The organism is Xanthomonas sp. NCPPB 3200 (genome assembly GCF_056393585.1).
This window is the reverse complement of record NZ_CM150785.1, coordinates 4834210-4846426: the sequence shown is the minus strand read 5'-3', so window position 1 is coordinate 4846426 and position 12217 is coordinate 4834210. Positions and strand designations below refer to the sequence as shown.

General features: G+C 65.7%; 15 protein-coding genes and 1 pseudogene. 6 read left to right on the top strand and 10 right to left on the bottom strand.

The window, feature by feature from the left end:
* Positions 1 to 15: 15 nt before the first annotated feature.
* Positions 16 to 852 (bottom strand): restriction endonuclease, encoded by an 837-nt coding sequence (locus AC06DU_RS20915; protein WP_478203128.1) that lies wholly within the window; start codon positions 850 to 852, stop codon positions 16 to 18.
* 362 nt (positions 853 to 1214) lie between these two features.
* On the opposite strand from AC06DU_RS20915, the gene AC06DU_RS20910 reads away from it, so the two are divergent.
* Positions 1215 to 2105, top strand: a complete 891-nt coding sequence (locus AC06DU_RS20910; RefSeq protein WP_478204470.1) for an RluA family pseudouridine synthase — start codon at positions 1215 to 1217, stop codon at positions 2103 to 2105.
* Positions 2106 to 2134: 29 nt separating this feature from the next.
* Here the strand turns inward: AC06DU_RS20910 and AC06DU_RS20905 are convergent, their stop codons facing one another.
* Positions 2135 to 2380: a helix-turn-helix domain-containing protein gene (locus AC06DU_RS20905; RefSeq protein ID WP_039513682.1), complete on the bottom strand. Its 246-nt coding sequence runs from the start codon at positions 2378 to 2380 to the stop codon at positions 2135 to 2137.
* Between the two features lie 111 nt (positions 2381 to 2491).
* Between AC06DU_RS20905 and AC06DU_RS20900 the strand changes: the two genes are divergently transcribed.
* On the top strand, positions 2492 to 2803 hold the full coding sequence (locus AC06DU_RS20900) for a hypothetical protein (RefSeq protein ID WP_478203127.1): 312 nt from the start codon (positions 2492 to 2494) through the stop codon (positions 2801 to 2803).
* Positions 2804 to 2831: 28 nt separating this feature from the next.
* Here AC06DU_RS20900 and AC06DU_RS20895 read toward each other — a convergent pair whose 3' ends face one another.
* A complete protein-coding gene (locus AC06DU_RS20895) occupies positions 2832 to 3287 on the bottom strand; it encodes a hypothetical protein (protein ID WP_024939627.1) in 456 nt (151 codons plus the stop codon).
* A gap of 302 nt (positions 3288 to 3589) precedes the next feature.
* Between AC06DU_RS20895 and AC06DU_RS20890 the strand changes: the two genes are divergently transcribed.
* Positions 3590 to 3991, top strand: coding sequence for an antitoxin Xre/MbcA/ParS toxin-binding domain-containing protein (locus tag AC06DU_RS20890; RefSeq protein WP_065033331.1), 402 nt, complete (start codon positions 3590 to 3592; stop codon positions 3989 to 3991).
* An 80-nt stretch (positions 3992 to 4071) separates the two neighbouring features.
* Here AC06DU_RS20890 and AC06DU_RS20885 read toward each other — a convergent pair whose 3' ends face one another.
* Together AC06DU_RS20885 and AC06DU_RS20880 are read right to left on the bottom strand one after the other, a co-directional pair.
* Positions 4072 to 5697, bottom strand: coding sequence for an alpha/beta hydrolase (locus AC06DU_RS20885; protein ID WP_478203126.1), 1626 nt, complete (start codon positions 5695 to 5697; stop codon positions 4072 to 4074).
* A 378-nt stretch (positions 5698 to 6075) separates the two neighbouring features.
* Positions 6076 to 6753, bottom strand: a complete 678-nt coding sequence (locus AC06DU_RS20880; RefSeq protein ID WP_434983135.1) for a DUF6393 family protein — start codon at positions 6751 to 6753, stop codon at positions 6076 to 6078.
* Positions 6754 to 6889: 136 nt separating this feature from the next.
* Here AC06DU_RS20880 and AC06DU_RS20875 point away from each other — a divergent pair, with 136 nt between their 5' ends.
* Positions 6890 to 7450: a hypothetical protein gene (locus AC06DU_RS20875; RefSeq protein ID WP_184551203.1), complete on the top strand. Its 561-nt coding sequence runs from the start codon at positions 6890 to 6892 to the stop codon at positions 7448 to 7450.
* On the opposite strand, the gene AC06DU_RS20870 is transcribed toward AC06DU_RS20875, so the two are convergent.
* The 3 genes from AC06DU_RS20870 to AC06DU_RS20860 all read right to left on the bottom strand — a co-directional run bounded on the left by AC06DU_RS20870 (position 7427) and on the right by AC06DU_RS20860 (position 9032).
* Complete coding sequence (locus tag AC06DU_RS20870) at positions 7427 to 7594, bottom strand: FitA-like ribbon-helix-helix domain-containing protein (RefSeq protein ID WP_434983134.1); 168 nt, start codon at positions 7592 to 7594, stop codon at positions 7427 to 7429. The two genes, AC06DU_RS20875 and AC06DU_RS20870, sit on opposite strands and share 24 nt — an antisense overlap.
* A gap of 132 nt (positions 7595 to 7726) precedes the next feature.
* Entirely contained in the window at positions 7727 to 8839 is a 1113-nt protein-coding gene (locus AC06DU_RS20865; protein ID WP_434983133.1) for a type II toxin-antitoxin system RelE/ParE family toxin, read from the bottom strand.
* Positions 8826 to 9032 (bottom strand): hypothetical protein, encoded by a 207-nt coding sequence (locus AC06DU_RS20860; protein WP_024939633.1) that lies wholly within the window; start codon positions 9030 to 9032, stop codon positions 8826 to 8828. Before AC06DU_RS20860 ends, AC06DU_RS20865 begins: the two co-directional genes overlap by 14 nt.
* Before the next feature lie 270 nt (positions 9033 to 9302).
* Here AC06DU_RS20860 and AC06DU_RS20855 point away from each other — a divergent pair, with 270 nt between their 5' ends.
* Entirely contained in the window at positions 9303 to 9818 is a 516-nt protein-coding gene (locus AC06DU_RS20855) for a CcdC protein domain-containing protein (RefSeq protein ID WP_434983132.1), read from the top strand.
* Positions 9819 to 9858: 40 nt separating this feature from the next.
* Here the strand turns inward: AC06DU_RS20855 and AC06DU_RS20850 are convergent, their stop codons facing one another.
* Positions 9859 to 11124, bottom strand: coding sequence for a phospholipase D-like domain-containing protein (locus AC06DU_RS20850; protein ID WP_054591711.1), 1266 nt, complete (start codon positions 11122 to 11124; stop codon positions 9859 to 9861).
* 176 nt (positions 11125 to 11300) lie between these two features.
* Entirely contained in the window at positions 11301 to 11849 is a 549-nt protein-coding gene (locus tag AC06DU_RS20845; protein WP_434983131.1) for an RNA 2'-phosphotransferase, read from the bottom strand.
* Positions 11850 to 11920: 71 nt separating this feature from the next.
* Between AC06DU_RS20845 and AC06DU_RS20840 the strand changes: the two are divergent.
* A pseudogene (locus AC06DU_RS20840) lies at positions 11921 to 12035 on the top strand (LysR family transcriptional regulator); the annotation flags it as partial.
* Between the last annotated feature and the right edge of the window lie 182 nt (positions 12036 to 12217).

Below are 12217 nucleotides of genomic sequence, written 5' to 3'. Positions count from 1 at the left end.
AGGGGGCAGGTTCACTTACGAAGTTCCTCTGCATTTCGGGAATTGGATACAACCTAGGAAGTTCTCGCCGGTGCGCCGATTTGTTCTCTGCACAAGCGCGCTGCCGCAGCGCGGGCAGCTTGGGATGGCAACGGTCGCGGAGGCAGTGGAATCAGGTGAAGCAAGGACAGGCTCGATACGCCCGGATGTGACCGTCGGCTGCGCTGCGGCTTGTTGTTGCACCGCTCCTATCATGTCCAGTAACTGTTCGCCCCCAATCAGCTCAATCGGCTTGCCTTGTGCGAAGCGCTCTGCGTCCTTCGTGTAGGTGCCGATACAGACGATCTTCACCGCATGGGCCTGGTGATGGGCGAGCAGGCCGTACATTTCGCGCACGACGTTGACGCCGACTTGCTGGCGCTTCCACTGTTTGCATTGCACCAGCGTGCGGCGGCCCTCCTTGCGCAGGATCAGGTCGATGCCGCCGTCTGCGCCACCCAGGCCGGTTTCTTCGACGCTGTAGCCCTGGCGGCGAAATGCTTCGCCCACCAATAGTTCGAACTGGCGCCAGCCGCCGGCGGCCAGGCTCTCCAGGCTTGTGCGTGTTTCTAGAAAGCGCCGCCGGTTGCGTGTGCCCATATAGGAGAACAGCGCAGCAAGCCAGCAGACGCCGAGCAGCGTCCACGCCAATGGCGCGAACATTCCACTCGATTGCTGGGCGAAGCCTTGCGACAACATTCCGCCCTGGTGAGAGAACCACCAGCCGATGCCGTAGCGCACCACCAGATACGCAGCGATTCCCATAACGAAGCCAACCGGCCACGGCAATGCGGCCAATGCATCGAATCCACCCTGTTTCTTTCTGCGTCCCATGCCAGAACCCCCGTTCCCGGCTTGAACATAGCCGTTGAAACGGGTTTTGTCAGCAGACCACGCGCGCCGTTGCGATCAATGCCTCGTCAACACTCGGCACGACGCGTGCGCAGGCAAACAGGTGTGTTCTTTACGCTAAAGCTTGAGTTCGCTTGCGCGTTGTTGAGCGTAACCGCATGCCAATCAACGCGATGAAGCGGGCTGCGGTAGTGGTCGCTGTGTGCGCTCTCCAGTAATGCATGCAATGCGCAGCGCTCAAAATTCTCTTCCTCGTATTGAGAGCCGCTACATCACTGCGCAGAGAATTGACGCGACAAGGTACGATCAAAGCCAGTCTGCTTGAGTACGCTTTTGCTGTCGCCATGTCTGCTCCTCGCCCGACCCTCGATGGCACCCCTGCCAGCCAGTTCCAGCTTCCGTCCGGCCCGTGGCACACGGTGTGGGAGGCGCTGTGTGCGTGCTTTCCGGTGGTTGGTGCTGACACGTGGCATGATCGCTTCGCGCGTGGGCGCGTACTGGATGCGCAGCAGCAGCCATTGGATATCGCTGCGCCGTATCGGCTTGGTGCGGAGATCTATTACTTCCGCGAAGTCGCGGATGAGCCGATCATCACGGCAACGGAAACGGTGTTGCATGCCGACACGCATATTGTCGTGGCCTGCAAGCCGCATTTCCTGCCCGTGGTGCCAGCCGGTGCCTACGTGCAGCAGACGTTGTTGACCCGCTTGGCGCGGCGTTTCGATAACCCCGCGTTGGTGCCGCTGCACCGCATTGATCGCGACACTGCGGGACTGGTGTTGTTCTCGGCCAACCCGGCCACACGCGGGATCTACCAGGCGCTGTTTCGCGAGCGACGCATTCGCAAGCATTACTTGGCAGTCGCACCGCCGCTGCCGGGGCTGAGGTTTCCGTATGTGCATCGCAGCCGGCTGGAGCCGGGCGAGCCGTTCTTCCGTATGCGCGAGGGCGTGGGTGAGCCGAACAGCGAGACGGTGATCGATGTGGTCGCGCGCGGCGTAGACACGTGGACGTACCGGCTGGAACCGGTCACCGGTCGTAAGCACCAGTTGCGCGTGCATATGGCCGCGCTGGGCGCGCCGATCCTGCATGACCGCTTCTATCCAGAGCTGGAAGATCAGCGGCCCGATGATCCGGAGCGGCCACTGCAGTTGTTCGCGCACACGTTGGCATTCGATGACCCGATCACCGGCGAGCCGCGGAGTTTTACAGCGCCAGTCGGACCGAACAATTAGGAACGAAGCACCACGCATTGCCCCGTGGACTACTTCAGTTCCTTCTCAAACTCGGTAACGAACTTGGTCAGTGAAGTTCCGCAGGCATTGCAGAAGTCCCGCAACTGGAGAAGATCCATCCGGCGACTGCCACGCTCAACGTCACTTACATATGACTGCGGGCGCTCCAGCGCAGTGCTCAGGGCCGCCTGCGTCAGTCCGGCGGAGAGGCGAAGTTCGCGCAATTGCTGCAGCAGGACGTCGTAATGGTCTTTGTGGATCGACTTGATTGGCATGGCGGCAACGTTGAAAGGCCGCACTGAAGCTATATCCCCTTTTCAAATATCTGAAAAAGGGATAAATTCGAGTGGCGGATATCTCGTCCGCTCATGTCGAGGATGGATGCCATGACGACTTTGAAAACCCGCAATATGGCCACGGTGCAGACGCACGCAGAGTCCTTCACCTTCGGCGTCACCCTGCAGCAGATCGACCAGTTCCATACGCTGCTGCGCACGATCACTGCGCAGAGCGACATGGTGGCGGTGTGCAGCGGCAAGCCGCTGGATGCCAGCAGTCTGTCGGTTCTGGGCGAGAGCATCTTCAATGCCGCCCGCGCGGTACGCGGCGTGGTCGACGAGATCTACGAGCAGCGGCTCGGTGGCGATGGCCCGGCCGATGCGGCCGAAGCGAGCGGGCAGCGCGGCGCCAGGGTCTGACCGGGCGCCGCGTGCAATCGCGTCAGCCTCAACGCACCTTGTACAAAACCGCCGCACCCGGCTTGGGCTCGAACATCGGCACGGTCTGCTGCTTGAGCGCGGTGCCCTTGGCGTCCCACACCAGCGTCTCGGCGGGGTATTCCTCGTTGCGGGTCATGGTATCGATCTGCTTGACGATCACCGTCTTGCCGGCGGGCACTTCCGGGTTCCAGGCGAACACGCCCAGGCGGCCGTAGAACACCGCCGGTGCAGCGGCATCCAGGCGGCGGTCCGGGCACATGACCAGGCCGCGTTCCAGCATCACCCGCAGCGCGCCCACGGGCACGGCCTTGACGGTGGGCGCGGTGCGGTCGGTGCTGTGGCCGGGGCAGACATTGGCCGAGCGGGTGAGCATGTCCTCGACCACCTGGCGGTCGGACTGGGCCAGCGCCGGCAGCGCGGCGGTGGACAGGGCAAGCACGGCGAGGGCGGATTTCCAGGGCATCTGACAACTCCTCATGAGATGACACTCCAATACGGCAGCCCTGCAGGCGGGCTGCTGCCAGTGACGCGCCCGGATGCTAGCAATCCCCGCGTTAAGCGCTGCCAATGGTTGGCGCCGCTTCCAGGCGGGCGCGCAAGCGGGAATCGGCCACCGAAGCCACCGCCGGCCCGCCAACCCCGCACGGGCCGGCCGGCGCGTAATGCAACGGCCGCTGACGCCCATCGCCGCTGTCAGGAGACTCCTGATTGAGCGGCGGCGGCGACGCGGATAGCGTGCGCGCTATCACACCGTTGGACTGCTTTATGGAACGCGCCGACCTCATTGCATCACTGCTCACCGGCATGCGGCGTGCCGAAGACTTCCGCGCGCACGGGGCGGCCTACAACACCGCGCACAGCCAGCAGATGGCGGTCGACCACGGCAAGGCCGCCGATGCCGAGCTGGTGCTGTCGCTGTTCGCCTTCACGCCGGAGCACCTCAAGCTGCTGGGCAGCACCGGCATCGAGAACCTGGGCGAGATCGTCTGCCACGCCTGGGCCTTGAATGGCGGCAACAACGAGGCGCTGATCGGCTGGTTCCGCAAGCCCATGAACGCGCTGGACGGGCAGACGCCGGCCGCCCTGGTTCGCAGCGGCAGCCTGAAAGTGCTGCTGCTGGTGCTCAGGCAGCAGCTGGAGTGGGAATTGCCCAAGCGCTCGGCCTGAGCAGCGGGGCCGGTGACGCCGCGCCCTGGCGTGCCGGTGGCCGGCACGCCGATCGGCAGCGCCGGCCGTGCATCGGCGCGCTACTGCTTGGGCCGCGCCACGGCGTACATCTCCCATGCAATCTTCTTCATCAAGGCGTTGCTGTCCTCGCCCTCCTTGTACAGGTCGAAGTGGGTGCGGCCTTCCAGGTAGCGGAAGTCGCTCCTGGCGCCCAGGCCGTCCAGCACCGCCTGGAACTTGCGCGCCGCCCCATCCAGGTAGAACGTGTCGGCGGTGCCGACGATCAGGTGGATCTTGCCGTCCAGATCCGGCTTGAGCGTGGGCCACTGCGCGGCCACGCGCGCGGCGATGTCGTAGTGCGTGCGCCAGTAGGCCACCACGGCAGGGTCCACCTTGCCGGTGTCGCGGTCGAACATCGGCACCGGGCGGCCGTCGGGCCCGCGCGGCGAGAACACCCAGTCGAACGAGGCCATCTGCCCGCCGTAGGGGCCTAACACGCGTTCGAGCTTGGCGAAGGTTTCCAGGTCGGCCACCACCTTGCCCTGGTCGCGGATCAGCGGGAACTGGCTGCCGTCCGGGCGCCGGTAGACGTTGGCATTGGGCGCGTACAGATCCGGCCCGGTGAAGTCGTGGAAGTCGCTCGAATCGGGCGAGGTGGACCAGGTACCGCCGAACAGCTTGGGGTAGCGCGTCTGCAGCCACAGCGTGGCCCAGCCGCCGGACGAATGCCCGTTGAGGAACCGGCCCTTGGCGTTGCCGTCCATCTTGTACTGCCGTTCGAGCGCGGGGATCAGCTCTTCGGTCAGCGCGGTGCCCCAGGGGCCGTTGTTGACCGAATCGGCGAACTCGTGGGTGCCGGTGGGCGTGGACTGGTCCAGGAACACCCAGATCATCGGCGGCATCTGCTTGGCCGCCATCGCGCTCCAGGTGGCGGCGATGCTGCCGGCAAAGCGGTTGTAGTTGCCGCCGAAGCCGTGGGTGACATACACGGTGGGGTAGCGGGTGGAGGCCTTGGCGTCGTAGCCGGGTGGGGTGAGCACGCGGGCGCGCAGCGACACCGGCCGGCCCCAGAACGCGCTCAGCGACGGGCTGACCAGCGAGGCGTCCGCGCTGTGCAGCCTGGCCTCCGGGATGGCGTCGCGGATCGCCTGCGGCGCCCGCGGCGACACCTGCCACGGGTCGTCCGACGCGGGCACCTGCTTGCTGAGCGTCAGCGTGGGCAACGGCTTGCCCTTGCCCTGCGTCACCGCGGTGACCTCGCTCAACAGGTCGCCGCCATCGCGGCCGGCATAGCTGTAACTGTGGTCCGGATCCAGCACGGCCTGGAACAGGTACTCGCCGGCCGGCAGCGCAGAAAAGCCGCTGGGGAAGGCGATGTTGTCCAGGTCGATCTGGACGCTGGCACCGGGGGCGAGCGCGGTCACCTCCTGCGCCGCCACCGCCACCGCGGTTGGGCGGAACGGGTTCACGCTCACCTCCTCCACCTTGCCGGCTTTGCCGTCCTTGCCATCCTTGGCCGCGGCCTGGGCGTCCTTGGCCAGGGTGGCGAAGACCAGCAGGCGCCCGGACACGGGCTGGTCGCTCGCCCCGTCCAGCGTGACGCGCAGCAGGCGATGGGCCGCTGCCGGTGCGGCGGCGTGCGCGCAGCAGGCGCACAACAGGCCAACGGCCAGACCCAGGCGGGGGGCAAGACGATGCAGAGACATGCAGATCCTTGGGAACGCAGGTGGATGGAGCGGGCGCACACGGCCCTGTGCAGACTGTAGCCAGTTCCCGGCCGGCCGTGCGCCACCAACGCGAGGTCTGGTCACCGTATCCGATCTGCCCGCTCCAGCGCTCACATCATCAACCGGACGCGACACCGACTCCGGCCGGCATCGCGAGCGGTAGCGTAAAGCTGGGCCAGCCCCAAGTAACCAAAAACGAAAGCCAGCGTCAGTTTCAATTCGGCAAATGTCTGACAGACATCCAATCTATTGTGTTTGGTCCATTGACGGACGCGTTGAAAGCGGTCGAAGCGTTGCGTTGAAGACGGTCGCCATCGGGTCTTACGTCAGCTCTTGTCCATGCCGTGCTTGGTTGGCTTACTGATTTTTGATGTAGACAGCATCGACGTGTGTCACTTTGCCGCTGGAATCCAGAGAAAAAGTCATCACGATGGAGCGTGCATCGGGGTTCAGTATCGCCTGCCCCTTGTTGTCCCTGACGACCAGCTTGCCTGCGGTTTCTTCAACAACCTTTGACGTTGGAGAACTGCCGAACATCTCCAGCACCCTTGCTTTTGCTGTAGCCAGCGGTATGTATTTGCTGACGATGCTGCTCACGTCGATCTGTTGGAGTCGAAGGGGTTTTTGGGACGCATAAATTTCGTCGAGCATGGGTTTGGCTTCTGATTTCAGGATGTCATCCTGCTTCGAAGCGGTGCGTGCCGTCTCTGCATTGGTGCAGGACGAAAGTGAGAGCACTGCGATTCCTATGAGTGCGAAGGTTGCAGCCCAACGGCTTGGCGTGACGTGTGGCAAGGCGATCTCCTGATGCAGCTGAGAACATGGATCAGATGTCCGAATCATTCCAGGTAACCGTTCCATCTTGACGGATGTCCGTTGCGAGCAACGGAGCGCGGTGTTCGCTTCCGAATTCCAAACTGCATCACGCAACGACGTCGTTGAGACGATTTGCCGGGTTTGCGAGGCCTTGGTCTTCAACGATGAACCCACCAGCGGCGTGGCCAGCTGGGTGGCGTAGGTGTGGTGCTTCCGCACAGACGCATGTCGTCATCGTACGCAATCGATCATCTGCCGCTTGGCGTTATGCACAGGTGCCGTTGCGAATGTCCATTCAAGGCGCAAGCGGCAGCCGCTGCCGACACCTTGCATCACACACCAGGGAACGATCGAAATGAAACGTAAAACCAGCTATCGCGGTGCGCTTGCGGCCTGTGGCCTCTCACTCGTCGTGGCCGCGTTGTGCATGGACGCTGCCGTTGCCGCACCGGTCACCGGGACGGACACGGTCACGCTGAGCTATGTCTTTGCCACGCTGCAGACGGGCCAGCAGGATCAGAAGCCCGAAGACATCGCGGCCTGTCGCAAGCAGGTTTCCGCCCCGGGTTCCAAGTACCTGGGCTCGGCGGTCACCACCAAGTACTCCATCGACGTGCAGTCCAAGATGATGTCTGCGTCCTCGTCGCTGCCATCGCCTGGGGGCACGCAGCCGATGACGGTGACGATACCGCTGTCACCGTTGGGCTTGTCCGGGGAGTATGCCTTCGGTGCATTTCGGCCGAGCGCGCTGCCCAACACCTATGTGCTGTTCTCGGTCGGGCTGGACTTCAAGGGGCCGCAGTCGTCCGTGCTGGTTCTCAACAGCGACAAGACCTACAACTGCCTGGTGACCAGCAATCCGGCGCCGTTCAAGGGAGCACTGGGTACCAAGCTAGGCAAAGACCAGGGGCGCTGATGTCTGCAACCGCCGGGTAATCGACGAACGCGCCGAAGGCAGCTTCGGCTCGTTCGCCTCGGTGCTGCGGCCGTGCAGTGCAGCCCTCGCGCGGATCGCGCGATGCACGTCGTCGGGGATATTGCGGACGGTGAATGAAGGCATGTCGCCCTCGCGCAGGAATCAGGATGCTTGCACTTCAGGAAAGTGCAGGCACTCAAACAACGTCACCCGGTATCGAAGCAGTCATCCCCGCACCAGCAAGAAGTGAAACCGGGGCCAACCTGGCCCCACCACTCACCGATACGGCCCGGGCCCGCGCCATACCGGCTCGCCTTGCTTGTAGACCTCCATCATGTTGATGACCTCGCGGGCATCGCCGATGTCTTTGAGCTCCGGCGAGTCCGGCGGCAGCAGGCGGCATTTGCTGGAGCCGCGCTTGAGCGCGACTTCCAGCGGGCAGACCATGCGGTACTGGGTGCCGGGCAGGATGATGGCCACTTCCTTCATGCCCTGGTCGCGCCAGTTGCGCAGCTGGGTTTCGCTACGCACTTCGTAATAGACCTGGTAGCCGCCCACATCCATGCTGGGTTGGGCGTTGTTGCGGTCGCGGCGGCGGCCTTCGCTGATGGTGGGTGTGTTGGACATGCCGTCTTCGGCGGCATCGGCTTGTTCTTCGAGCATGCCGGGTGGGCGGCCGGTCCAGGTTTCGGGGCGGCGCTGCGGCGGCGACGAGGGCTCTGCCGGCGGTTGTGGCGGGGTGGGGCGCTGCACCGGTTGCGTCTGGCGCTGCTCGACCAGGCCGCCGCGGCGGGTGTTGCCTGCCGGCGGGATCGGGTTCTTGGCGGTCTTGACCAGGGTGGACTGCACCGGCGAAGCGGCCGGCGGCGGTTGCACGGGCGCGGGCGTTTGCGACGGCGGAGTCGGTGTCGGCGAGGGCGTGGGTTGCTCGGGCGTGGAGGTGTCGCCGACAAAATCCACCTTGGTGCGGCCGCCGCTGGCCGAGCCCTGTGGCGGGGTCATGGTGGGCGTGGAGGCCGACAGCAGGATCAGCAGCATCAGCACATGCAGCAGGGCGCTGATCAGCGCGGCGATCCAGGGCTCGATGCGTTCGATCAGCGGCTCGGTGCGCGGCAGCCAGTCCTGCGTCTCCAGGCGGACGTGCAGCAGCTGCAGCGCGTCGTCGCGCACGCGGTAGACCAGCACGTAGGGCGTTTGCTTGACCACCCATTCGCGGGTGCCGGCGACCCGGCCGGCGCGGCCGCGGCCGGGTTGCTCGGCCAGGGTGCGGGTGGCTTCCAGCACCCGCCGCGCCATCGCGGCGGCGGCGGTCGGGTTGAGCGCGTGGTAGTGATCCTGGGCGTGTGCGAGTTGCCTGGCGGCCGGGACGGTCCAGTCACGCCGCAACATCAACGCCCCATCTGGCGAACAGTGCGCTCACCTGTGCCGGCGCGGCAAAGGCGCCCTGATCCGCTGCGGCCATGCCGTCCAGCACGGCGGCCTCGAAGCTGGCGGTGTCCACGACGCGAACCACGTCGTCCCATCCTGCCGTCTCGGGCAGCGTGTCGATCAGCGTGCGGGCTTCTTGCTTGATGGCGGACATGGCACTGCGGTGGGGGAACTCTGCCGGCAAGTCTACCCGTGCGGCTCCGCTTCGCGTGTGGCAATGGCTGGCGCGCGGCTGGGGCGTTCATCGGTGGTGGCCGGCAGGCCGGTCCTGCGCGAAGGTCGGTCGCCTGCCGCGATTGCCGCGCGCGGCGGCGGCCATCCGGGCAATCCGCCTGTGTGCGCAGAAAGTGACACTTGGCACCTTGTTCGCTGCGGGGGGCGGTTTCATTCTGCGTCGGTCACCTCACCCCGCAAAGGAATCGCCATGCCCGCTGCTGCCATCGCACCGCTGACGCCGTATCTGTCGATGGCGGCCATCGCCTTGCTCTACTACCGGCGCATCCGGCGCAGCTTCGGCCGCCAGCCGTGGAAGCCGGTGAGCACGGCGGTGCGTACCGTGGTGCTGGTCATTGCGGCGGCAGCGTTGGCGTTTGCGGTGTATGGCTTGCCGCAGGTTCGGCTGGGGATCGCCGCCGGAACGCTGGTCGGCATCGGGCTGGGCGCGCTGTCGCTGCGCTACACCCATGCCGAATGGGTGGAAGGGCGCGGCTGGTATACGCCCAATCCGTGGATCGGCGGCGGCCTGACGCTGGTGCTGCTCGGGCGCCTGGCCTGGCGCTGGGCCGATGGCGCCTTCAGCGCGGGCGCGGCGGCGGCCGGCTCGCAGGCCAGCCCATTGACGCTGGGCATTGCCGCAGCGCTGGTGCTGTACTCGCTGGTGCACGTTGGCGGGCTGTGGTGGCGGCTGCGCCAGCTGCGGCTGCAGGCTGTGCAGCGCTGAGCGCGGGTGCGCTCACTGCCAGGTGGGGGAAGGCCGTTGCCTACACCTGCGAGCGGAACGGGACCACCAGCTTCTCGCCCAGCTTCTGCCGCAGCGGCCGCGTGCGCCAGCGCTCCAGCGTGTACAGCTCGGCCCGTTGCAGGTCGCGCTCGAACACCTCGGTCATCTGCGCGGCCAGGTCACGGTCGTAGACATTCAGGCTGGCCTCGTCGTTGAGGCGGAACGAGCGGATGTCGAAGTTGGTCGAGCCCACCGAGACCAGCAGGCCGTCGATGATCAGCAGCTTGGTGTGCAGCATGGTGGGCAGGAATTCGTGGATGGCGATGCCGGCCTGCAGCAGCGGCTCCCAGCTGGCCTTGGAGGCCAGCCGCACCGAGACCGCATCGATATGCTTGCCCGGCAGCAGCACGCGGATGCGCACGCCGCGCGCACGCGCTTCCAGCAGCGAGCGGGTGATCAGTGCATCCGGCACGAAGTAGGCGGCGGCCAGGTCGATGGAGCTGCGCGCCGCGGCGATGGCGATGAGATACATCAGGTGCATGCTCTCGCTGCCGCCGGCCGGCGAGGCCACGAACAGCTGCGCGTCGCTGTCGCCGGCCGGTGCCAGCTCGGGGTAGTACTCGGCGCCGTTGAGCACGCGGCCGGTGCTCTTGATCCAGTTGTCGTTGAAGGCGGCCTGCACCTGCGCCACCACCGGGCCTTCGATGCGGTAATGCGAGTCGCGCCAGTGCTCCGGGTCCTGCGCATCGCCCATCCACTGGTCGGCCACGCCAACGCCGCCGGTGAAGCCGATGCGGCCATCGATCACCAGCAGCTTGCGATGGGTGCGGTTATTGACGCGGTGCAGGTTGTACCAGGTCAGCGGGCGGTAGCGATGCACCTCCACCCCGGCGTCGGTCATGTCCTGCACCAGCGAGGCATCCATCTTCAGGCTGCCGCCCCAGTCGATGGTGACGCGCACCTTGACCCCGGCACGCGCGCGCTCGGACAGCGCCTGGCTGAACTCGCGGCCGATCTCGCCAGACCAGTAGATATAGGTTTCGAAGGTGATGGTGCGTTGCGCGCTGCGGATGGCGGCCAGCATCGCCGGAAAGATCTCGCTGCCGTTGTGCAGCACCTGGATCTTGTTGCCGGGCAGGATCGCCGGACCCAGCAACACCGACATCTCGCGTTTGAACTGCGGGTCGGCGACGTCGTAGCAATGGCTGGGGATGTGCTCGAGCTTTTTCTCGGGCGTGGCGAAGTTGAGCAGCAGCAGCCCCACCACCAGCGTGGTGACGACCGTGGCCACGATGATCCATGTCATGCATCCAACTCCGGTTCCCCTGCCATCGACAGCCCCAAGCGGCCGGCATTCTGGCAAGGCGGGCGGCATGGGGGCCGTGAAGGGGGATGCGTCCGGCGTCTGCGCGTGTCCATGCCGGCCCAGGTGCTGGCCGGCACCGCGCACCGATGCCGGTGGCAGGCCTGCTGTGCCTCAGCTCAGCGCGGGCAGGTCAGGAACGCTGCCGGAACCTGCGCGGTGAGCCAGACGCCGTTGTCGGCCTGGAAGAACCGCAGGCCATCGCGGTGCATGCGCCCGGCGTCGACCTGCAACACCACCGGCTCGCCGTAGCGCTGCCCCACCGATGCGGCGGTCTGCGGGTTGTCGGACAGATGCACATGGTGGCGCTGGCCGGGGCGCAAGCCCTCGGCCATGATCGCTTCGAGAAAACGCGTGGCGGTGCCGTGATACAGCACCTCGGGCGGCACCCTGGCTTCGAGCTGCAAGGCCACGGTTGGGGTGGAATGCCCCTGCACTGCGCGGATCCGCTGCCCATCGGCAGACAGCGCAAAGCGTTTCTTGTCGCTGCCGGCGACCACCGCCTGGATCAGCTCCAGATCGAGCGCGGTGCCGTGGGCCCGGGCGCCGGCAATCAACGCGTCCAGCTCGGCCCAGCCCTCCGGGTCGAGCGTGAGTCCGATCGCCTGCGGCTCGTGGCGCAGCACGAAACTGAGGAACTTGCTGATGTCGGTATGGTGCTTGCTCATGCGGCGGCGCCCGAAGCGTCCTTGCGGCCAGTGATGCCGGCAATGTTGACGCATCCAGGTGGCCAGCGCGCGTGCGCGAGCGATGGTGTCCGGTGGTGCCGGGACTGACTGTATGACCCGGGGCATCGGCAGATTGCCCCCGGGCTGCGTGCATTCATCGAGACGCTCAGGCAGGTGCTGCGGTAACGAGTGCCGGGCGTCACTGGCAGAAACCAGCAGGTGCGCGGTTGCCCGCAGCCGCAAGCGACACACCGATGACCGTCGGAAGCGGGCTGAAGCGCGCGCCGCTGCCGGCCGTTGCCAGGCCTGTATATGCGCCGAAATGCTTACATGCGTCACACAAGCACGCACCTATACTTCCGGGGTGT

What these genes read in the sequence shown, in the direction of transcription:
- AC06DU_RS20910 (WP_478204470.1), top strand. Translation starts at nt 1,215, where the DNA reads ATGTCTGCTCCTCGCCCGACCCTCGATGGCACCCCTGCCAGCCAGTTC.
- AC06DU_RS20870 (WP_434983134.1), bottom strand. Translation starts at nt 7,594, where the DNA reads ATGCCTTCATTCACCGTCCGCAATATCCCCGACGACGTGCATCGCGCG.
- AC06DU_RS20905 (WP_039513682.1), bottom strand. Translation starts at nt 2,380, where the DNA reads ATGCCAATCAAGTCGATCCACAAAGACCATTACGACGTCCTGCTGCAG.
- AC06DU_RS20885 (WP_478203126.1), bottom strand. Translation starts at nt 5,697, where the DNA reads ATGTCTCTGCATCGTCTTGCCCCCCGCCTGGGTCTGGCCGTTGGCCTG.
- AC06DU_RS20860 (WP_024939633.1), bottom strand. Translation starts at nt 9,032, where the DNA reads ATGTCCGCCATCAAGCAAGAAGCCCGCACGCTGATCGACACGCTGCCC.
- AC06DU_RS20855 (WP_434983132.1), top strand. Translation starts at nt 9,303, where the DNA reads ATGCCCGCTGCTGCCATCGCACCGCTGACGCCGTATCTGTCGATGGCG.
- AC06DU_RS20850 (WP_054591711.1), bottom strand. Translation starts at nt 11,124, where the DNA reads ATGACATGGATCATCGTGGCCACGGTCGTCACCACGCTGGTGGTGGGG.
- AC06DU_RS20845 (WP_434983131.1), bottom strand. Translation starts at nt 11,849, where the DNA reads ATGAGCAAGCACCATACCGACATCAGCAAGTTCCTCAGTTTCGTGCTG.
- AC06DU_RS20890 (WP_065033331.1), top strand. Translation starts at nt 3,590, where the DNA reads ATGGAACGCGCCGACCTCATTGCATCACTGCTCACCGGCATGCGGCGT.
- AC06DU_RS20865 (WP_434983133.1), bottom strand. Translation starts at nt 8,839, where the DNA reads ATGTTGCGGCGTGACTGGACCGTCCCGGCCGCCAGGCAACTCGCACAC.
- AC06DU_RS20875 (WP_184551203.1), top strand. Translation starts at nt 6,890, where the DNA reads ATGAAACGTAAAACCAGCTATCGCGGTGCGCTTGCGGCCTGTGGCCTC.
- AC06DU_RS20900 (WP_478203127.1), top strand. Translation starts at nt 2,492, where the DNA reads ATGACGACTTTGAAAACCCGCAATATGGCCACGGTGCAGACGCACGCA.
- AC06DU_RS20895 (WP_024939627.1), bottom strand. Translation starts at nt 3,287, where the DNA reads ATGCCCTGGAAATCCGCCCTCGCCGTGCTTGCCCTGTCCACCGCCGCG.
- AC06DU_RS20915 (WP_478203128.1), bottom strand. Translation starts at nt 852, where the DNA reads ATGGGACGCAGAAAGAAACAGGGTGGATTCGATGCATTGGCCGCATTG.